General features: G+C 66.4%; 19 protein-coding genes. 8 read left to right on the plus strand and 11 right to left on the minus strand.

All coding sequences use genetic code 11. The annotated features are described in order from the left end of the window. Positions 1 to 732: an alanyl-tRNA editing protein gene (locus HWX36_RS04940; RefSeq protein WP_175951120.1), complete on the plus strand. Its 732-nt coding sequence runs from the start codon at positions 1 to 3 to the stop codon at positions 730 to 732. Beyond that, positions 729 to 1,340, plus strand: a complete 612-nt coding sequence (locus HWX36_RS04945) for a DUF924 family protein (RefSeq protein ID WP_175951121.1) — start codon at positions 729 to 731, stop codon at positions 1,338 to 1,340. The genes HWX36_RS04940 and HWX36_RS04945 overlap by 4 nt, the downstream gene beginning before the upstream one ends. Positions 1,341 to 1,537: 197 nt before the next feature. Here the strand turns inward: HWX36_RS04945 and HWX36_RS04950 are convergent, their stop codons facing one another. The 11 genes from HWX36_RS04950 to HWX36_RS05000 all read right to left on the minus strand — a co-directional run bounded on the left by HWX36_RS04950 (position 1,538) and on the right by HWX36_RS05000 (position 11,013). After that, positions 1,538 to 3,415: a glycosyl transferase gene (locus tag HWX36_RS04950; RefSeq protein WP_175951122.1), complete on the minus strand. Its 1,878-nt coding sequence runs from the start codon at positions 3,413 to 3,415 to the stop codon at positions 1,538 to 1,540. 228 nt (positions 3,416 to 3,643) lie between these two features. Continuing rightward, complete coding sequence (locus HWX36_RS04955; RefSeq protein ID WP_175951123.1) at positions 3,644 to 4,405, minus strand: SDR family oxidoreductase; 762 nt, start codon at positions 4,403 to 4,405, stop codon at positions 3,644 to 3,646. 22 nt (positions 4,406 to 4,427) lie between these two features. Then, positions 4,428 to 5,009, minus strand: a complete 582-nt coding sequence (locus tag HWX36_RS04960; RefSeq protein ID WP_175951124.1) for a TIGR00730 family Rossman fold protein — start codon at positions 5,007 to 5,009, stop codon at positions 4,428 to 4,430. Next, complete coding sequence (locus tag HWX36_RS04965; RefSeq protein ID WP_175951125.1) at positions 5,006 to 5,764, minus strand: TetR/AcrR family transcriptional regulator; 759 nt, start codon at positions 5,762 to 5,764, stop codon at positions 5,006 to 5,008. The genes HWX36_RS04960 and HWX36_RS04965 overlap by 4 nt, the downstream gene beginning before the upstream one ends. 205 nt (positions 5,765 to 5,969) lie before the next feature. Further along, the gene (locus HWX36_RS04970; protein WP_011352720.1) at positions 5,970 to 6,506 is read right to left on the minus strand and encodes a diacylglycerol kinase; all 537 of its coding nucleotides are present in this window, start codon (positions 6,504 to 6,506) and stop codon (positions 5,970 to 5,972) included. Continuing rightward, positions 6,503 to 7,537, minus strand: coding sequence for a glycosyltransferase family 1 protein (locus HWX36_RS04975; RefSeq protein WP_175951126.1), 1,035 nt, complete (start codon positions 7,535 to 7,537; stop codon positions 6,503 to 6,505). The genes HWX36_RS04970 and HWX36_RS04975 overlap by 4 nt, the downstream gene beginning before the upstream one ends. 28 nt (positions 7,538 to 7,565) lie before the next feature. Beyond that, the gene (locus HWX36_RS04980) at positions 7,566 to 8,504 is read right to left on the minus strand and encodes a UDP-2,3-diacylglucosamine diphosphatase (protein WP_175951127.1); all 939 of its coding nucleotides are present in this window, start codon (positions 8,502 to 8,504) and stop codon (positions 7,566 to 7,568) included. A 225-nt stretch (positions 8,505 to 8,729) separates the two neighbouring features. Then, a complete protein-coding gene (locus tag HWX36_RS04985; RefSeq protein ID WP_175951128.1) occupies positions 8,730 to 9,236 on the minus strand; it encodes an RDD family protein in 507 nt (168 codons plus the stop codon). Positions 9,237 to 9,242: 6 nt separating this feature from the next. Further along, the gene (locus tag HWX36_RS04990; protein ID WP_175951129.1) at positions 9,243 to 10,001 is read right to left on the minus strand and encodes a DUF3106 domain-containing protein; all 759 of its coding nucleotides are present in this window, start codon (positions 9,999 to 10,001) and stop codon (positions 9,243 to 9,245) included. Between the two features lie 26 nt (positions 10,002 to 10,027). Next, complete coding sequence (locus tag HWX36_RS04995) at positions 10,028 to 10,453, minus strand: DUF3619 family protein (RefSeq protein ID WP_174915872.1); 426 nt, start codon at positions 10,451 to 10,453, stop codon at positions 10,028 to 10,030. Next, positions 10,450 to 11,013, minus strand: a complete 564-nt coding sequence (locus HWX36_RS05000; protein WP_011352714.1) for an RNA polymerase sigma factor — start codon at positions 11,011 to 11,013, stop codon at positions 10,450 to 10,452. Before HWX36_RS05000 ends, HWX36_RS04995 begins: the two co-directional genes overlap by 4 nt. 355 nt (positions 11,014 to 11,368) lie before the next feature. Here HWX36_RS05000 and HWX36_RS05005 point away from each other — a divergent pair, with 355 nt between their 5' ends. The 6 genes from HWX36_RS05005 (at position 11,369) to HWX36_RS05030 (ending at position 18,369) form a co-directional block, all read left to right on the plus strand. Beyond that, complete coding sequence (locus HWX36_RS05005) at positions 11,369 to 13,132, plus strand: acetolactate synthase 3 catalytic subunit (RefSeq protein WP_039370559.1); 1,764 nt, start codon at positions 11,369 to 11,371, stop codon at positions 13,130 to 13,132. A 112-nt stretch (positions 13,133 to 13,244) separates the two neighbouring features. Next, entirely contained in the window at positions 13,245 to 13,736 is a 492-nt protein-coding gene (gene ilvN / locus HWX36_RS05010; RefSeq protein ID WP_011352712.1) for an acetolactate synthase small subunit, read from the plus strand. 95 nt (positions 13,737 to 13,831) lie between these two features. Then, complete coding sequence (gene ilvC, locus HWX36_RS05015; protein WP_174942625.1) at positions 13,832 to 14,848, plus strand: ketol-acid reductoisomerase; 1,017 nt, start codon at positions 13,832 to 13,834, stop codon at positions 14,846 to 14,848. Between the two features lie 127 nt (positions 14,849 to 14,975). Further along, positions 14,976 to 15,620 carry a phosphatidylserine decarboxylase gene (locus HWX36_RS05020; RefSeq protein WP_011352710.1) on the plus strand — a complete coding sequence of 215 codons (645 nt, stop codon included), beginning with the start codon at positions 14,976 to 14,978 and terminating at the stop codon, positions 15,618 to 15,620. 15 nt (positions 15,621 to 15,635) lie between these two features. Then, positions 15,636 to 16,508 (plus strand): CDP-diacylglycerol--serine O-phosphatidyltransferase, encoded by an 873-nt coding sequence (pssA, locus tag HWX36_RS05025; protein WP_069747452.1) that lies wholly within the window; start codon positions 15,636 to 15,638, stop codon positions 16,506 to 16,508. Between the two features lie 316 nt (positions 16,509 to 16,824). Beyond that, positions 16,825 to 18,369, plus strand: coding sequence for a 2-isopropylmalate synthase (locus HWX36_RS05030; RefSeq protein WP_175951130.1), 1,545 nt, complete (start codon positions 16,825 to 16,827; stop codon positions 18,367 to 18,369). Positions 18,370 to 18,423 lie beyond the last annotated feature (54 nt).

An 18,423-nucleotide genomic window follows, 5' to 3' on the forward strand; every position in this document is an offset into this window, starting at 1 on the left:
ATGACGACACCAGCGCTGTTTCGCGAAGACGCATACCTCACGCAATGCGACGCGGTCGTCCTGGCCGTCGGCGACGACGGTATCCGGCTCGACCGTACCGTGTTCTATCCGCTTGGCGGTGGCCAGGCCGGCGACACCGGCACGCTGACGTTGCCCGACGGCAGCGCGATCGCGATTGCCGATACACGCAAGGCCAGGTTCGACGGCGCGACGCCCGACGACGCCGTGCACGTGCCCGCACCGGGGCAGGAGGCGAGTGTCGCGGCGCTCGTGCCGGGCACGCGCGTGGTCGCGGAGATCGACTGGCTGCGCCGCTACCGCCACATGCGGCTGCATACGGCGGCACACCTGATGTGCGCGGTGCTGCCGTACGCGGTCGACGGCTGCAGCGTGACGGCCGACTACGTGCGGCTCGATTTCGCGACTTCCGACGCGATCGATCGCGATGACGTCGAGCGGCGCCTCGCCGGCCTGGTGGCCGGCGCACACCCGGTCACGACCGAATGGATCACCGACGACGAGATGGCCGCACGGCCGGATCTCGTGCGCACGATGAGCGTGAAGCCGCCGATGGGTCTCGGCCGTGTGCGGCTGCTGCGCATCGAGCAGGTCGACCTGCAGCCGTGCGGTGGCACGCATGTGCGCAACACGTCCGAAATCGGCGCGCTCCGGGTTGCGAAACTGGAAAAGAAGAGCGCGCGCACCCGCCGCCTCGTACTGGAGTTTGCATGACGATCGACACCGCCCACGCGGGCGCGGCGGCGCTCGATCCGCAAGCGCGGGAGATTCTGGATTTCTGGTTCGGCGCGCCGGGTTCGGCCGAATTCGGGCAGGACCGCAAGGTCTGGTTCAACGGCGGTGCGGCGTTCGACGACGTGCTGCGCACGCGCTATGGCGCATTGCTCGACGCCGCGTGCGACGGGGCTTGCGATCACTGGGCGGGCTCGCCGTCGGGGGCGCTTGCGTTGATCGTCGTGCTCGACCAGTTCTCGCGCAACATTCATCGCGGCACGCCGCGCGCGTTTGCCGCCGATCCGAAGGCGCTCGCGCGCCGCGTCGTTGCGGCCGGTTGGGACGCGCAATTGCCGAGCGGGCATCACCGCGCGTTTGCGTATCTGCCGTTCGAGCACGACGAGTCGGTCGAGAGCCAGCGAGAGGCCGTGCGCCTGTGCGCGGGCATCCGGGACGAGGCAGGGTGCGAGCGCTATCACCGCTTCGCGCTGCTGCACGCGGCCGTCGTCGAGCGCTTCGGCCGTTTTCCGCACCGGAACGCGATTCTCGGTCGGGTATCGAGCGACGAGGAGACGGCGTTTCTTCGCGAGCCCGGCTCCTCGTTCTGAAGATCCGGGCCGGTGGCGTGACGCGGGGGAGGGGGCAGGCCCGCGGAGTCGCGGGTGCCGTGGAAATCGGCTGGCGGAGGGCGCGTATCGCGCGGGGCGTGCACCGCGTTCAGGCAGCTATGGTCGACCTTCGGCAGGTATCTGGATGGACCAGCACGAGACGGCGCGGCGCGCCGTCTCGTGCTTCATTGCAGGTGTTATTCGGGCGTGCGCACGTAGACGCGCAGCAGTTCCGCGGAGTCGCCCGGGCGGGCGCCGGACCAGAACGGTTTCCACCCGCTGCCGGGTGCTGGACCGACGGTCTGCTTGCCTTGGACGATCATCCACGTGCAGCGGGCAGCCTGCGCATCGTCGATCGGCGTGTGCTGGATTCCGGAGAAGTAGTACAGCATCGGCGCTTCCGACTCCCCGAGACCGACGCTTACCATGCAGTCGCCGTCGTTCCATTCGAGCGCGAGATGCGCGTTCAGGTCGTCGAACACCGAGCGGTAGCTCTTCGCGATGTCAAGCCACGGCAGCAGCAGCGTATAGACGAGCCCCCACGCGACGAGCGCACCGGCACCCCACGACAGTGCGCCGCGCCACAGGCCGGTCGCGCGCAGCTTCGGCAGCAGCATCAACCAGCCGACCGTCAGCACGAGTGCGCCGATCACGAGCGCGGGCTCGACCGGCATCGTCCAGTCGAGCGGTAGCCAGCGGCCGAGCGGCGCGAGATAGGTGTGCGATGCAGCCGGATCGGTCATCACCGCCCAGATCGCCCATGCGAGCACGGTGATCGTGCCGAACAGGAAGCGGCTCAGGTAATCCCACGCGAGATGTAGCCGGCGCGGCAGGCGTTCGATCGCCTGCGCAGCGACCAGTGCGAGCGGGGCGAAGAATGGCAGGATGTAAAGCTGGCGCGACGTTGCGGACACTTGCAGCACGACGAGCCCGATGCCCGTGAATATCACGGGCAGCGCGATGCGCGGCGTGCGCCAGTTGCGCCACGCACCGCGCGCGAGCGCGGCGATCGCGAGCGGCGCGACCGGGAAGCCGACGAGCAGGAACGCGCGCAGGATGAACAACGGCTTGTCGTTTTCCGCGCCCAGTTCGGGGACGGAGAAACCGAAGAAGCGGCCGACGTTGTTATCCCAGAACCACGTCATGAACAGCGTCTCGGAGCGCAGGAGCAGCGCGGTCGGCCACACGAGTGCGAACGGCGCGAACACCAGTGCGGCGACGCCGAGCGCGCGCGCGAACGAGCGGGTGCGGCAGGCCGGATAGAGCACCAGTGTGCCGAGGAGCGTGGCCGCAAACACGAGCGGCACGAACAGCCCCTTCGCCATCAGCGCGATGCCGACGCCCGCGCCGAAGATCGGCGCGGCCCAGCGGCCCGACGGTCGGACCGGCAGCCCGTGCCGCATCTGCTGCGCGCGGGCGACGTGCTGCATCACGAGTTCGAGCAACCCGCAGAAGCCGATTGCCGTGCCGGCGAACAGCGCGACGTCGGTCATCATGTCGTGTACGTGCTTGATGACGACGAGCGTGCCCGCGCTCAGCACGACGGGACCGATCACGCGCAGATCGAACCAGGAGTCTGCGCGGCTGGCGACGCGCGCCGCGCGCGCGATGAAGCCGAACGCCAGTGCGGCGAACAGCGCGCTCGCGAGCCGTGCCGCGTCGTGCAGCGGCATCACGCGCTGCAGCAGCCATGCGAGGCTGGTCGCGACCCACGCGTAAAGCGGCGGCTTTTCCATGAACGGCAGGCCGGCATTGGTCGGCACGACGAAGTCGCCGGTCTCGAGCATGTGCTGGATGATGCCGAACGTGTAGGTTTCGTCCTGCTTCCACGGATCGTGGCCGAGCACGCCCGGCAGCGTATAGGCGCAGATCAGTGCGGCGACGAACAGCCACGTGCGCCAGCCGAGCAGGAGCGAGCGTTCGCGCGTGGTGCCGGCTGCGGCGGTCGAGGCGACGACGGGCGTGCCGGTGGCGTCGAGCATTGCAGTGAGGTCGGCGTCGGCGGTCGAGCGGGTGCGCTGGGCCGGAGCGGGCACAGACGTGCGTCGCCGGCTGGGCGCTGCGGTTCCAGACATGGAAGGAATCTCGGGTCGGGTCGAGGCGGTCCGGCGACATCGGCAGGACCGTTTAGGGTCACATCAAGGGCTAGCGGACAGGTGTTGATGACACGCGTCTGAATGTCCGCTAGTAAACCACGGAATTGTTACGGCGGTTTACCGTTCGTGTCACGGAATTGTGGAGATTTGTGGTGTCGTGACGACGGATTGTTGCGGGCGGCGATTTTGAAGCGCCGCCGGGCGGAATTACCGGCCGCCGCCGACGTCGAGCAGGGCGCCCGTCGTGTAAGACGCCGCGTCGCCCAGCAGCCAGACGATCGCTTCGGCGATCTCCTGCGCTTCGCCCGCGCGGCCGAGCGGCGTCGTTGCGCCGAGGCGGGCTGCCCGGCCCGGCTGGCCGCCGCTCGCGTGAATTTCGGTCTCGATCAGGCCGGGGCGCACCGCGTTGACGCGCACGCCGTGCGGGCCGAGCTCCTTCGCCAGGCCGATCGTCAGCGAGTCGACCGCGCCTTTCGACCCCGCATAGTCGACGTATTCGTTCGGCGAGCCGAGCCGGGACGCGATCGACGATACGTTGACGATCGCGCCGCCGCGGCCGCCGCGGTCCGTGGACAGCCGGCGCGCGGCTTCGCGCGCACACAGGTACGTGCCGAGCACGTTGGTGTCGAACATCCGCCGCAGCCGGTCGGCCGGCATGTCGGCGAGCGGCATCGACGGCGCGACGATGCCCGCGTTGTTGACGAGCGCGTCGATGCGGCCGAATGCGGTCGTCACGGTGTCGAACATCGCGACGACATCGGCTTCGTTCGCGACGTCGCCCGCGACGACGCACGCACGGCCGCCCGCGTCGCGGACGGCCTGCGCGGTAAGTTCGGCCGCCGCCGCGTCGCGCGCGTAGTTGATGCCGACGTCCCAGCCGCGTTCGGCCGCGAGTACGGCGGTCGCGCGGCCGATGCCACGGCTCGCGCCGGTGATGAGGACGGCCTTGCGGTCGGACGGTGCGGTCATCGCGTGCGGGTTCCGGTGACGGTTACTTGGCTGCGTCGGGCGCCCACTTGTCGCGGGCGGGCGGCTGGTAGCGTCGCAGTCGCTCGATCAGTTCGACGGGTTCCGACTCGACGCACAGGGCGTCGAAATAGGCCGGACGCATGAAGCCCTCGTCGACCGTATGGCGCAGCAGCGCGATCAGCGGATCGTAGAACGAATCGATGTTGTAGAGCGCGACGGGCTTGCGGTGATAGCCGAGCTGCGCCCACGTGTAGACCTCGAAGAGCTCCTCGAGCGTGCCGGCGCCGCCGGGCATCGCGACGAACGCGTCGGACAGGTCGGCCATCATTTTCTTGCGGTGGTGCATGTCGGGCACGACGTGCAGTTCCGACAACCCCGTATGACCGACTTCCTTGTCGACGAGCAGTTCGGGGATCACGCCGACCGCACGGCCGCCGGCCGCCATCACTTCGTCGGCGATCACACCCATCAGGCCGACCCGGCCGCCGCCGTAGACGAGCGTGAGATCCGCATCCACGAGCGCGCGCCCGAATGCGCGCGCGGCGTCTGCATAGACGGGCCGCACGCCGGACGACGAGCCGCAGTAAACACACACTGCCTTCATTGTTTGGCATCCTTGGCGGGGGCTTGCCCAACGACGACCGGGCTGCCGGCGGGGCGCGGCGAGCCGTCGCGCGGCGGCAGGTAGTCGGTGAACTGGCGCTTCGGCAGCTTGCCGGAGACCAGGTCGTCGAACAACTGGCGCGAACGGCCGCGCAGGTAAGGTGCCATCACGGAGATCACGTGCATGCTGACCTGGTGCAGTTCCTCGCGGATCGCGTCCTGGTCGTTGTATTTGCGCGGATGCATCACGTACTGATACGACAGCCAGTACGTCGAAATGACGGCCATGTTGGTGGCGATGACCTCGATCTCGGCGGGCGTCGCGACCATCTCGGCATCGGACACGAGCAGTTCGCACATGTCGCGCGCGAAGCGCACCTTGTGGCTGATGATCTGCTTGAAGTGCGTCTCGAGCGTGCGGTTGCGGGCGAGCAGGTCGTTGAGGTCGCGATACAGGAACCGGTAGGTCCACATGAAATCGGCCATGTACTGCAGGTACGACCAGGTTTCGTCGATTGTCGGACGATGATCTTCGGGAAAGCGCAGCCGCCGTTCGATCTGCTGCTCGAACTGCGCGAAGATGCTGTTGATGATGTCGTCCTTGTTGCGGAAATGGTAGTACAGGTTGCCTGGACTGATTTCCATTTCCTCGGCGATCGTCGTGGTCGTGACGTTCGGCTCGCCGATCTCGTTGAAGAGTTTCAACGACAACTCGAGAATCCGTTCGCGGGTGCGGCGGGGAGGTTTCGCTTCCATGTCGTCCGGCCCTGTGTGTGCCGGACTGGGCGGGCGCTGCAATCGATGCTGCGTGATTCGTCCGGCGCGGGTTGCTGTTCTATGTCTGGCGGACGATTATAAACCGGGGTTCCGCCACATCGGGGCATTTCGTGTTCGCAGGCCCGCGCGGCGCATGTTGCAGCGCCGCACGCGGGCGGTACGCAGGTGCCCGCCGGGCAGTCGTCTAGAAGCCGAGCCAGCGTGCGACGACCGGTCCGAGCACGAAGCCCCACGTCGTCACGCATGCGAACAGCGCGACCGTCACGGCTGCGCTGCCGAGGTCCTTCGCGCGCTTCGAGAGTTCGTGGCGCTCGAGCGAGATGCGGTCGATCGCGGCCTCGACGCTCGAGTTCAGCAGCTCGACGATCAGCACGAGCAGCACCGAGGCGATCAGCAGTGCACGCGATGCGGCCGGCACCGGCGCGAACGCGCCGATCGGGAGCATCAGCGCGGCGAGCGTGAGTTCCTGGCGAAACGCGCTCTCCTCGCGGATCGCGACGCGAAAGCCGTTCAGCGAATGCTTGAGGGCGTACCAGGCGCGCGTGATGCCGCGATGGCGCTTGTACGGGTTCGGCGGCAGCGGCGCGAGCCGATCGTCGGGGCCGAGCGGCTCGTGCGCGTGCACGTCCGCGTCGGCGTGCGGCTCTTCCTCGTCGAACGGGCGGTGCCGTTGCGGCGTTGCGTCGGGGGGCGGGGTCTTGTCGTTCAGGTCTCGTTTCAAACGGCGGCACCTTCTGCTGGCGAGTACGCGGTCTTCGGCAGCGGCTTCAGATGCGACGCGAACTGCTCGGACGCCGCGCGCCACGAGAAGCGTTCGGCCCACGCGCGCGCAGTGGTGCGTTCGATCTTCAGCGCCTCGAGGCAGGCTTCCTGCAGGTCTTCGTGCATTGCGCCGGCGTCGCCATCGCCGAGCACGTCGATCGGGCCCGTCACGGGATACGCGGCAACCGGCGTGCCGCAGGCGAGCGCCTCGAGCAGCACGAGGCCGAACGTGTCGGTGCGACTCGGGAATACGAACACGTCGGCCGCAGCATACACCTTCGCGAGCTCGGCCTGTGACAGCACGCCGAGATAGTTTGCTTCCGGATAGCGCGACTTCAGCTCCGCGAGCGCGGGGCCTTCGCCCGCGACCCACTTCGAGCCAGGCAGGTCGAGGCGCAGGAAGGCCTCGACGTTCTTCTCGATCGCGACGCGGCCCACGTACAGGAAGATCGGCCGCGCGGTGTTGAGCACCTTCGATTCCATCGGGTGGAAGATGTCGAGATCGACGCCGCGCGTCCACAGCACGACGTTCGTGAAGCCGAATTTCTCGAGATCCTGCTTGACGACCGGCGTTGGCGCCATCACCGCGAGCGACGGGCCGTGGAACCAGTGCAGGAAGCGGTAGGTGGCGGCGAGCGGGATGCCGAAGCGCGCCTGCACGTATTCCGGAAAGCGCGTGTGGTACGCGGTCGTGTACGGCAGTTTGCGCGAACGCGCGTAGCGTCGCGCGGCGAGGCCGAGCGGGCCTTCGGTCGCGATGTGCAGCGCGTCGGGCGCGAACGCATCGATCCGCGCGCGCAGCTTGCGGTACGGCAGGATCGACAGGCGGATCTCGGGGTAGGTCGGGCAGGGCACCGTGCGGAATTCCAGCGGCGTCAGCAGTTCGACGCGGTGGCCGAGCGCGGTGAGTTCGCGCGCCGTGCTCTTCAGCGTGCGCACGACGCCGTTGACCTGCGGTTCCCACGCGTCGGTGACGATCATGATCTTCATCGCGGCTTTGTCCTGTAAGTAGGGGGTGTCAGGCAGCGGCCTTGGCCTTGCGCGACGTGGTCTCCGCCGGTGCGGTGCGCATCGCCGTCCAGTAGACGATCTTCAGTTCGCCTTCCATCGTTTCGACGAGTGCGGACAGGCTTTCGACCCAGTCGCCGTCGTTGCAGTACAGCACGCCGTCGATGTCGCGGATCTCCGCCTTGTGGATGTGGCCGCACACGACGCCGTCGCAGCCGCGGCGGCGGGCCTCGTCGGTCATCACGGTCTCGAACTGCGAGATGAAGTTGACGGCGTTCTTGACCTGGTGCTTCAGGTACTGCGACAGCGACCAGTACTGGAAGCCGAGCCGGCTGCGGATCCGGTTGAACCAGCGGTTCAGCACGAGGATCAGCGTGTAGAGCGTGTCGCCGAGGTACGCGAGCCATTTCGCGTGCTGGATCACGCCGTCGAACAGGTCGCCGTGCACGATCCACAAACGTTTGCCCGCGAGCGTCGTGTGGAATGCCTCGCCGCGCACCTGGATGTCGCCGAACGCGAGGTCGCAGAACTGCCGCGCGCCTTCGTCGTGGTTGCCGGGGATGTAGACGACCTGCGTCCCCTTGCGTGCCTTGCGCAGGATCTTCTGCACGACGTCGTTGTGTGCCTGCGGCCAGTACCAGCCCTTCTTCAGTTGCCAGCCGTCGATGATGTCGCCGACGAGGTACAGGTACTCCGAATCGTTGTGGCGCAGGAAGTCGAGCAGGTACGGCGCCTGGCAACCGCTTGAGCCGAGGTGGATGTCGGACAGCCAGATGGTGCGGTAGCGGTGGGCAGACGAATCGGGATCGTCATGCTGCGTGGCGTGCCCGGCTGGCGGGTCTTGCGACACCAGCCCGTCGGCTGCGGCAGCACCGGACAGGAAAGCCGTGGCGGCGCGGGCGCCGATGGGGTGACGGAACAGGGAGGTCGCGGACGATTTCTGGCCCATGCATGACTCGCGCCGGTTGACATTACCGGCATTCCGCCATGCGGGCGTGACTGTGCCGTGACAGTCACGAGACGTTCTTATTACGACCGCTGCAGGGTGTTTAGCAGTGAATGACGGGGCGTTGTGAAATCTGCCGTACGGAACGGCCGACCGTTGTCTGGCAAGCCTGTCAGGCCGGGCGGGAGCCGCCTCGGCGAGGTTTTTTCGTCTGGCGAATGCGGCGCGTCAACGTGGCATCGCAACGACGCGTGTGCGGGCGATCCGGTCGTGCGGAAACTGGCGGCCGGCATGCAGCCGCGCGGCGCCGGCCCACACGACGATCCATGCGGCGGTGAGCGCGAGCGTGACGGGGACCGACAGGCCGAGGAGCGGATGCAGCGCGAGCGGCGGCAGGAACCACAGCCAGCCGAGCGCATAGCGGATGAGCGCGTGGCCCGCGCTCAGCGGCCGGCCGCTCGACGATTCGAGTCGCAGCCGCCAGGTCTTCATCGGCAGCGTCTGGCCGCCGTGGGTCCAGAACCAGACGAAGTACGCGCCGACCACGAGCGCGATCCAGGCGGCGAGCAGGTTGTGATGGACGAGGCCGTTGCGTTGCTGCGTGGCGAGGCTGAACGCGAGTCCGGCGAAGAACACCACGCCGAACAGCAGCACACCTTCGTAGAGCAGCGCGGCGAGGCGCCGCCGCACGGACGGCGCGGCGGCCGGGGTTTCGGGTGCGCGGGCGTTCGCCACGGCCGCTCAGGAGCCCTTGAACAGCGAGGGGGCGTCGGCGGGCGACACCGGCGCCACGGCAGCCGGTGCGGATGCGGTGCCGGCCGTCGACGATGCGGGCACCGGCGGCGCGACGGCGGCCGAGACGGGCGCCGGTGCGGTGGCCGGGCCGTTTGCCGGGTGTTCGTGCGAATTGACGAGGCGGCGGACATCGCGGTCGGCAACGGTCGGCGGCGCGCTGACGACGCTCGGCCGGCGGCGGCGCTCGGCGGCCGCGAGACGTTCCTTCTGCTCTTCGGGGAGTTGCTGGTACGCCTTCCACGCACGCTCGCGCGCCTGCGCGGAAAGCTCCTTCGCACTCTGGTAATTCTCGCGCGCGACGCGGCGCTGCTCGGGCGTCATCCGCGCCCATTCGGTCATCCGGTCCTGCAGGCGTTTTTGGTCATCGGGCGTCAACTTCGAGAAACGCGATGCGATCTTCAGCCATTTGCGCTTGCGGGCGTCGCTGAAGCCGTCCCACTGGTCGGCGAACGGCGCGAGTGCCGCGTGCTGTGCCGGCGTGAGGCGCGCCCACGACAGCGGGCCGGTAGCGGCCGGCAGCGGCAGGGGGAGCGGGGGGAGTTCGGTGGTCAGCCCGGTCGCGGCCGATGCGGGCGCGGCAGCGCTGCTGGCCGCGGCGGTGGTCGTCGCGGGGGCCGGGTGGAATCGTGGGTAAGTGGCGACGTAGGAAACGGCGATCGCGATTACGCATCCGAAAAATACGGCCAGGCCGCGCTTCTGACTCACCCGTGCGATCCCCTCGTTATTGTCTGTTAGTGAGCGCGCGACAGATACGCGTTGAACCCATGATCGAGATATGCGTTGAGCGGCAGGTCGTCGCTGAGCATCGCCGCGTCGATGTCGGCGAGTTCGGCGGTGCGCTGCATGTCTTCCCAGTAGGCGATGCCGACGAGCCCCGCGAGCAGCAGCGCCAGCGGCCACGCGCGCAGCAGGCGGCGCGCGAGCGACGCCTGCGGGCGGCTTGCTGGCGCCGTGCCGTACGCACCGGCCGCGCCGGCGAAGGCCGGCACGAACACCGGCACGGTCGCGGCCTCGGGCTTCTTGCGCGCGAGCGCAGCCCGGCGGGCGACGGCCAGACGGTCGGTGGTCGCGGCAGGCAGGTCGGCCGCGCGCTCGTCCAGCGCGCGGCGCACCTTCAGCGCGAATTCGTGTTCTCGATTTGCGGGAGCGGAGCTCATAGCGTGATTCCTTTGGCCTTGAGCGCGTGCGCCAGCGTGTGGGTGGCCCGTGAGCAGTGCGTCTTCACGCTGCCCTCGGAGCACCCCATTGCGGCGGCAGTCTCGGCGACATCCATATCTTCCCAATAACGCATCAGGAACGCTTCCCGTTGACGCGCCGGAAGCTTCTGGATTTCTTCGTCGATCAGGGCCAGAACCTGCTCTCGTTCGAGGCGGTGCTCGCTGCTCTCGACGCCCGCGTTGTCGTCCGCGGATTCGAGTGTTTCGAGCGGGTCGAAGTCGTCGTCGTCAGAGTTGTTCAGCGACGAGAAGAGCGTGACCCACGTGTTGCGGACTTTCTGACGGCGGAACCAGTCGTGGATCGCGTTTTGCAGGATCCGCTGAAAAAGCAGCGGCAACTCGGCCGCCGGCCGGTCGCCGTACTTCTCCGCAAGCTTGATCATCGCGTCCTGCACGATGTCGAGCGACGCATCGTCGTCACGCACGGCGTACGCAGCCTGCTTGAACGCGCGCCTTTCGACGCCCGCCAGAAAGTCGGCGAGTTCCTTGTCTGATGCCATTCCGTGAAGGTATGCGCTGCGGGCCGCTGCGTGGTGTAAAAGGTCGAAAAATTTCGTAAAACCCGCGGATGCTATCAAATTTTCGCGCCGCTTGGCACCGGGTTGGGCGCCGCACGTTGCGCGCGAGCCGCGGCGGCGGGGTGCCGGGCAGCGCCCATGATGCGCTGCGGGATATTTTGCTTGACGACCCATTCGCGACCCGCTATCGTCAATGATTCGCAACATGAAGTGATGGTCTCATTTGAGGCTGGCCCAAGAAGCCTGCCCTTCAAACTGGACGCGCCGCTTGAACCCGAGCCACAAGCCCGGCAGAGAGCACCCGATCAATTTTTTGCCGAAAATTCGAAAGGTCAACATGAACATGCCCAGCGCGGAATTCTCCACGTCGGAACCCCTTTCCCCTCCCGATAGCGACTCCATCGGCGGCACCGTGCTCATGAAGGCACTGGCCGATGAAAACGTCGAATTCATCTGGGGCTACCCCGGCGGCTCGGTACTCTACATCTACGACGAGCTTTACAAGCAGGACAAGATTCAGCACGTGCTGGTGCGCCACGAACAGGCGGCCGTGCACGCAGCCGATGCGTATGCGCGTTCCACCGGCAACGTCGGCGTCTGTCTCGTGACGTCCGGCCCGGGTGTCACCAACGCGGTGACCGGCATCGCCACGGCGTACATGGATTCGATCCCGATGGTCGTGATCAGCGGCCAGGTGCCCACGGCCGCGATCGGCCAGGATGCATTCCAGGAGTGCGACACCGTCGGCATCACGCGTCCGTGCGTGAAGCACAACTTCCTCGTGAAGGACGTGCGCGACCTCGCGGAAACCGTCAAGAAGGCGTTCTATATCGCCCGCACCGGCCGTCCGGGCCCGGTGCTGATCGACATCCCGAAGGACATCTCGAAGACGCCGTGCGAGTACGAGCCCGTCAAGAGCGTGTCGCTGCGTTCGTACAACCCGGTCACGAAGGGCCATTCGGGCCAGATCCGCAAGGCCGTGTCGCTGCTGCTGACGGCGAAGCGTCCGTACATCTACACGGGCGGCGGCATCATCCTCGCCGACGCGTCGCGCGAACTGAACCAGTTCGCGGACCTGCTCGGCTATCCGGTCACGAACACGCTGATGGGCCTCGGCGGCTATCGCGCGTCGGACAAGAAATTCCTCGGCATGCTTGGCATGCACGGCACCTACGAAGCGAACATGGCGATGCAGCACTGCGACGTGCTGATCGCGATCGGCGCCCGCTTCGACGACCGCGTGATCGGCGATCCGGCGCACTTCGCGTCGCGTCCGCGCAAGATCATCCACATCGATATCGACCCGTCGTCGATCTCGAAGCGTGTGAAGGTCGACATCCCGATCGTCGGCGACGTGAAGGAAGTGCTCAAGGAGCTGATCGAGCAGCTGCAGACGGCCGAGCATGGCCCCGACACCGAGGCGCTCGCGCAATGGTGGAAGGACATCGAGGGCTGGCGCGCGAAGGACTGCCTGAAATACGACCGCGAAAGCGAGATCATCAAGCCGCAATATGTGGTCGAGAAGGCGTGGGAGCTGACGGACGGCAATGCGTTCGTGTGCTCGGACGTCGGCCAGCACCAAATGTGGGCGGCGCAGTTCTACCGTTTCAACAAGCCGCGTCGCTGGATCAACTCCGGCGGCCTCGGCACGATGGGCTTCGGCCTGCCGGCAGCGATGGGCGTCAAGATGGCGCACCCGGACGACGACGTGCTGTGCATCACGGGCGAAGGCTCGATCCAGATGTGCATCCAGGAACTGTCGACCTGCCTGCAGTACGACACGCCCGTGAAGATCATTTCGCTGAACAACCGCTATCTCGGCATGGTTCGCCAGTGGCAGCAGATCGAATACAGCAAGCGCTATTCGCATTCGTACATGGATGCGCTGCCTGATTTCGTGAAGCTTGCCGAAGCGTACGGCCATGTCGGCATGCGGATCGAAAAGACCTCGGATGTGGAGCCGGCGCTGAAGGAAGCGCTGCGCCTGAAGGACCGCACCGTGTTTCTCGACTTCCAGACCGATCCGACCGAAAACGTCTGGCCGATGGTACAGGCCGGCAAGGGCATCACCGAGATGCTGCTCGGATCGGAAGATCTGTAACGGCGCGACGCGCGCCTGAGCCCGATGCGGCCGCCTTCACGAAGGGCGGTGCGGCACGCGGCAGCGCGCGGCGCGAGTGAATCGACACGGACACATTCTGGAAGAAGCGAACATGAGACACATCATTTCCGTCCTGCTGGAGAACGAACCGGGCGCGCTGTCGCGCGTGGTCGGTCTGTTTTCGGCACGCGGCTACAACATTGAAACCTTGACGGTGGCGCCGACCGAAGACCAATCGCTGTCGCGGCTCACCATCGTTTCCATTGGCTCCGACGACGTGATCGAACAGATCACGAAGCATCTGAACCGCCTGATCGAGGTGGTGAAAGTGGTGGACCTGACCGACGGTGCACACATCGAACGCGAGCTGATGCTGATCAAGGTGCGTGCAGTGGGCAAGGAGCGCGAAGAAATGAAGCGGATGGCGGACATTTTCCGCGGCCGCATCATCGACGTGACCGAAAAGACCTACACGATCGAATTGACGGGCGCGAGCGACAAGCTCGACGCGTTCATCCAGGGGCTGGACGCGGGCGCGATCCTGGAGACCGTGCGCACCGGCAGCTCCGGCATCGGACGCGGCGAGCGCATCCTGAAGGTGTGATGCCGGACAGGCACGCCGGGTGCGCCGTCAAGTCCCGGCCCGCAGTACTCCATCCGAACAAATTGTTGAATTTTTGAATTAGCGAAGGAACCATCATGAACGTTTTCTACGACAAAGACGCTGACCTCTCCCTCATCAAGGGCAAGCAAGTCACGATCATCGGCTACGGCTCGCAAGGCCATGCGCACGCGCTGAACCTGAAGGACAGCGGCGTCAACGTGACGGTCGGCCTGCGCAAGGGCGGCGCGTCGTGGAGCAAGGCCGAGAACGCCGGCCTGTCGGTCAAGGAAGTCGCGGAAGCGGTGAAGGGCGCCGACGTCGTGATGATGCTGCTGCCTGACGAGCAGATCGCCGACGTGTACGCGAAGGAAGTGCATGCGAACATCAAGCAGGGCGCGGCACTGGCATTTGCGCACGGCTTCAACGTCCACTACGGCGCGGTGATCCCGCGCGCCGACCTCGACGTGATCATGATTGCGCCGAAGGCGCCGGGCCACACGGTTCGCGGCACGTACTCGCAAGGTGGCGGCGTGCCGCACCTGATCGCGGTTGCGCAGAACAAGTCGGGCGCGGCGCGCGACATCGCGCTGTCGTACGCGGCAGCGAACGGCGGCGGTCGTGCCGGCATCATCGAAACGAACTTCCGTGAAGAAACCGAAACCGACCTGTTCGGCGAACAGGCCGTGCTGTGCGGCGGTACCGTCGAGCTGATCAAGGCGGGTTTCGAGACGCTGGTCGAAGCAGGTTACGCGCCGGAAATGGCGTACTTCGAGTGCCTGCACGAACTGAAGCTGATCGTCGACCTGATCTACGAAGGCGGCATCGCGAACATGAACTACTCGATCTCGAACAACGCCGAGTACGGCGAGTACGTGACGGGCCCGCGCATCGTCACGGAAGAGACGAAGAAGGCGATGAAGCAGTGCCTGACCGACATCCAGACGGGCGAGTACGCGAAGAGCTTCATTCTCGAGAACAAGGCAGGCGCGCCGACGCTGCAGTCGCGCCGTCGCCTGACGGCCGAGCACCAGATCGAGCAAGTGGGTGCGAAGCTGCGCGCGATGATGCCGTGGATCGCGAAGAACAAGCTCGTCGACCAGTCGAAGAACTAAGCACCGCGTGCTGTTCCGGTCCCTCGAATAGAGGGCCGGTACCAAAAAGCCGCCCGAAGGCAGCAGTGCCCCGGGCGGCTTTTGCTATCCTACGGGCTTTGCAATTCACCGAACACAGAACGAATCCATGAACTATCCTCATCCGATCATCGCGCGCGAAGGCTGGCCGTTCATCGCGATTGCAGCCGTCATCGCGCTGTTGATCCATGCCGTCGGGGGCTTCGGCTTCGCGTGGCCGTTCTGGCTGCTGCTCGTCTTCGTCGTCCAGTTCTTCCGCGATCCGCAGCGCCCGATCCCGGCGCAGCCGAACGCGGTGCTGTGCCCGGCGGATGGCCGCATCGTCGCGGTCGAGACCGCGCAAGACCCGTACGCGAACCGCGAAGCGCTGAAGATCAGCGTGTTCATGAATGTCTTCAACGTCCATTCGCAACGTTCGCCGGTCGATGGCGCGATCTCCAAGGTCGAGTACTTCCCGGGCGCGTTCCTGAACGCGGCGATCGACAAGGCGTCGACCGAGAATGAACGCAACGCGGTCGTGATCCAGACGGCGAGCGGCAAGACCGTCACCGCCGTGCAGATCGCGGGCCTCGTCGCCCGCCGGATCCTCTGCTACGTACGCGCCGGCGAGCCGCTGTCGCGCGGCCAGCGCTACGGCTTCATCCGCTTCGGTTCGCGCGTCGACGTGTATCTGCCGCTCGGCAGCCGCGCGAAGGTGTCGATCGGCGAGAAGGTCTACGCGTCGTCGACGATCCTCGCCGAGCTCGAACAGTAAGCGGCGGGGCGCACGATGGCCGCATTCAAACCACGCCGGCCGCGCAACGGCTCCGGCCAGACGCCACGCCCGTTCCGCCGCAACAAGGGGATGGCCGCCGATCCGGTACCCATCGAGAGCCGCCGCGCCGCGCGCCAGCGGTTCCTGAAGACGCGTGGCATCTACCTGCTGCCGAACGCGTTCACGACCGCCGCGCTGTTCTGCGGCTTCTTCGCGGTCGTGCAGGCGATGAACGTGCGTTTCGAGATCGCCGCGATCGCGATTTTCGTCGCGATGGTGCTCGACGGGATGGACGGGCGCGTCGCGCGCATGACGCATACGCAGAGTGCGTTCGGCGAGCAGTTCGACAGCCTGTCGGACATGGTGTCGTTCGGCGTCGCGCCCGCGCTCGTGATGTACGAGTGGGTGCTGAAGGATCTCGGCCGCTGGGGCTGGCTCGCCGCGTTCGTCTATTGCTCGGGCGCCGCGCTGCGGCTCGCGCGCTTCAATACGAACATCGGCGTCGTCGACAAGCGCTTCTTCCAGGGGCTGCCGAGTCCGGCCGCCGCCGCGCTGATCGCGGGCTTCGTGTGGCTCGCCACCGACAACCGCGTGCCGATGAAGCTCGGCTGGCTGCCGTGGGTCGCGTTCGTGCTGACGATCTACGCGGGCGTGACGATGGTGTCGAACGCGCCGTTCTACAGCGGCAAGGCGCTCGACGTGCGGCACCGCGTGCCGTTCGCGGCGATCCTGCTCGTCGTCGTCGCGTTCGTGCTCGTGTCGTCCGATCCGCCGCTGATGCTGTTCTGCCTGTTCGTGCTGTACGGGCTGTCGGGCTACGTGTTCTGGGCCTACATGGCCATCCGCGGGCGCGCGAATCCGGCCCGCTCGTCGCAGCGCGATCACTGACGCGCGTTTTTTGCCCGGAAACGGCGGCCTGAGGCCGCCGTTTTCTTTTGCCCCCTTTTTCGAACCGGGCCGCTGGAAGCCCCGGGTGCCGTCCGATTGCGCACCTAACGGAATGCCGCTATAGTCGACGGCATGACTGCATTTTCCCGCCTCTCCCTCCTTCTAGCCGGTGCGCCGCTACGCGCGCTAGCTTCGGCGCGCCTGCCGCGCTGACCGTTCTCGCCCCCCCGTCAAGCCTCGTCTGTTGTTGAGCGTCGCCAGCGGTGGCGCGATCTCGTTACGTTTGACTTCCGTATAAAGAGCCCTGGAGCCCCCCATGACAGACAAGCTGATCATTTTCGATACGACCTTGCGTGACGGCGAACAATCGCCCGGCGCGTCGATGACGAAGGAAGAGAAAATCCGTATCGCGAAGCACCTCGAGCGGATGAAGGTCGACGTGATCGAGGCCGGTTTCGCAGCCAGCTCGAACGGCGATTTCGACGCGATCCACACGATCGCCGGTCTCGTGAAGGACAGCACCATCTGCTCGCTGGCGCGCGCCAACGACAAGGACATCCAGCGTGCGGCCGACGCGCTGAAGCCGGCCGAGAGCTTCCGGATCCACACGTTCATCGCGACGTCGCCGCTGCACATGGAGAAGAAGCTGCGGATGACGCCCGACCAGGTGTTCGAGCAGGCCCGCCTCGCGGTGCGCTTCGCGCGCAAGTTCACCGACAACGTCGAATTCTCGCCGGAGGACGGCAGCCGCTCCGACATGGATTTCCTGTGTCGCGTGCTGGAAGCCGTGATTGCCGAAGGTGCGACGACGATCAACATCGCCGACACGGTCGGCTACGGCGTCCCGGAGCTGTACGGCAACCTCGTGAAGACGCTGCGCGAACGCATTCCGAATTCGGACAAGGCGATCTTCTCGGTGCACTGCCACAACGACCTCGGGATGGCCGTCGCGAACTCGCTCGCCGGCGTGAAGATCGGCGGCGCGCGTCAGATCGAGTGCACGATCAACGGTCTCGGCGAGCGCGCGGGCAACACGTCGCTCGAGGAAATCGTGATGGCCGTGAAGACCCGCAAGGACTACTTCGGCCTCGACGTCGGCATCGACACGACGCAGATCGTGCCGACGTCGAAGCTCGTGTCGCAGATCACCGGTTTCGTCGTGCAGCCGAACAAGGCCGTGGTCGGCGCAAATGCGTTCGCGCACGCGTCGGGCATCCACCAGGACGGCGTGCTGAAGGCGCGCGACACCTACGAGATCATGCGCGCGGAAGACGTGGGCTGGACCGCGAACAAGATCGTGCTCGGCAAGCTGTCGGGCCGCAACGCGTTCAAGCAGCGCCTGCAGGAGCTTGGCGTGTCGCTCGACAGCGAGAGCGAACTGAATGCCGCGTTCATGCGCTTCAAGGATCTGGCCGACCGCAAGGCCGAGATCTTCGACGAAGACATCATCGCGATCGTGTCCGAGGAATCGGCGCTCGCGCACGAGCAGGAGCACTTCAAATTCGTGTCGCTGTCGCAGCACTCGGAAACGGGCGAGCAGCCGCACGCGAAGGTCGTGTTCGGGGTCGAAGGCAAGGAAGTGACCGGCGAGGCGCGCGGCAACGGTCCGGTCGACGCGACGTTCAACGCGATCGAGGGCGAAGTCGGCAGCGGCTCCGAGCTGCTGCTGTACTCGGTGAACGCGATCACGACCGGCACGCAGGCGCAGGGCGAAGTGACGGTCCGTCTGTCGAAGAGCGGGCGGATCGTCAACGGCGTCGGCACCGATCCGGACATCGTCGCCGCATCCGCGAAGGCGTACATCTCCGCACTGAACAAGCTGCATTCGAAGGACGACAAGGTCAATCCGCAGCGCTCATAATCGCAGCGCGCTGCGCATCACCCGAAACGCCCCGTGCGGCCCTGCGCCGCCGGG

Origin of the sequence: Burkholderia sp. BCC0405 (assembly GCF_902833075.1) — a bacterium.
Taxonomy (GTDB): Bacteria; Pseudomonadota; Gammaproteobacteria; order Burkholderiales; family Burkholderiaceae; genus Burkholderia.

Bases quoted from the DNA above. Each gene is read 5' to 3' on its own strand.
- HWX36_RS04940 (WP_175951120.1), top strand. From the start codon at position 1: ATGACGACACCAGCGCTGTTTCGCGAAGACGCATACCTCACGCAATGC.
- HWX36_RS04945 (WP_175951121.1), top strand. From the start codon at position 729: ATGACGATCGACACCGCCCACGCGGGCGCGGCGGCGCTCGATCCGCAA.
- HWX36_RS04950 (WP_175951122.1), bottom strand. From the start codon at position 3,415: ATGTCTGGAACCGCAGCGCCCAGCCGGCGACGCACGTCTGTGCCCGCT.
- HWX36_RS04955 (WP_175951123.1), bottom strand. From the start codon at position 4,405: ATGACCGCACCGTCCGACCGCAAGGCCGTCCTCATCACCGGCGCGAGC.
- HWX36_RS04960 (WP_175951124.1), bottom strand. From the start codon at position 5,009: ATGAAGGCAGTGTGTGTTTACTGCGGCTCGTCGTCCGGCGTGCGGCCC.
- HWX36_RS04965 (WP_175951125.1), bottom strand. From the start codon at position 5,764: ATGGAAGCGAAACCTCCCCGCCGCACCCGCGAACGGATTCTCGAGTTG.
- HWX36_RS04975 (WP_175951126.1), bottom strand. From the start codon at position 7,537: ATGAAGATCATGATCGTCACCGACGCGTGGGAACCGCAGGTCAACGGC.
- HWX36_RS04980 (WP_175951127.1), bottom strand. From the start codon at position 8,504: ATGGGCCAGAAATCGTCCGCGACCTCCCTGTTCCGTCACCCCATCGGC.
- HWX36_RS04995 (WP_174915872.1), bottom strand. From the start codon at position 10,453: ATGAGCTCCGCTCCCGCAAATCGAGAACACGAATTCGCGCTGAAGGTG.
- HWX36_RS05000 (WP_011352714.1), bottom strand. From the start codon at position 11,013: ATGGCATCAGACAAGGAACTCGCCGACTTTCTGGCGGGCGTCGAAAGG.
- HWX36_RS05005 (WP_039370559.1), top strand. From the start codon at position 11,369: ATGAACATGCCCAGCGCGGAATTCTCCACGTCGGAACCCCTTTCCCCT.
- ilvN (WP_011352712.1), top strand. From the start codon at position 13,245: ATGAGACACATCATTTCCGTCCTGCTGGAGAACGAACCGGGCGCGCTG.
- ilvC (WP_174942625.1), top strand. From the start codon at position 13,832: ATGAACGTTTTCTACGACAAAGACGCTGACCTCTCCCTCATCAAGGGC.
- HWX36_RS05020 (WP_011352710.1), top strand. From the start codon at position 14,976: ATGAACTATCCTCATCCGATCATCGCGCGCGAAGGCTGGCCGTTCATC.
- pssA (WP_069747452.1), top strand. From the start codon at position 15,636: ATGGCCGCATTCAAACCACGCCGGCCGCGCAACGGCTCCGGCCAGACG.
- HWX36_RS05030 (WP_175951130.1), top strand. From the start codon at position 16,825: ATGACAGACAAGCTGATCATTTTCGATACGACCTTGCGTGACGGCGAA.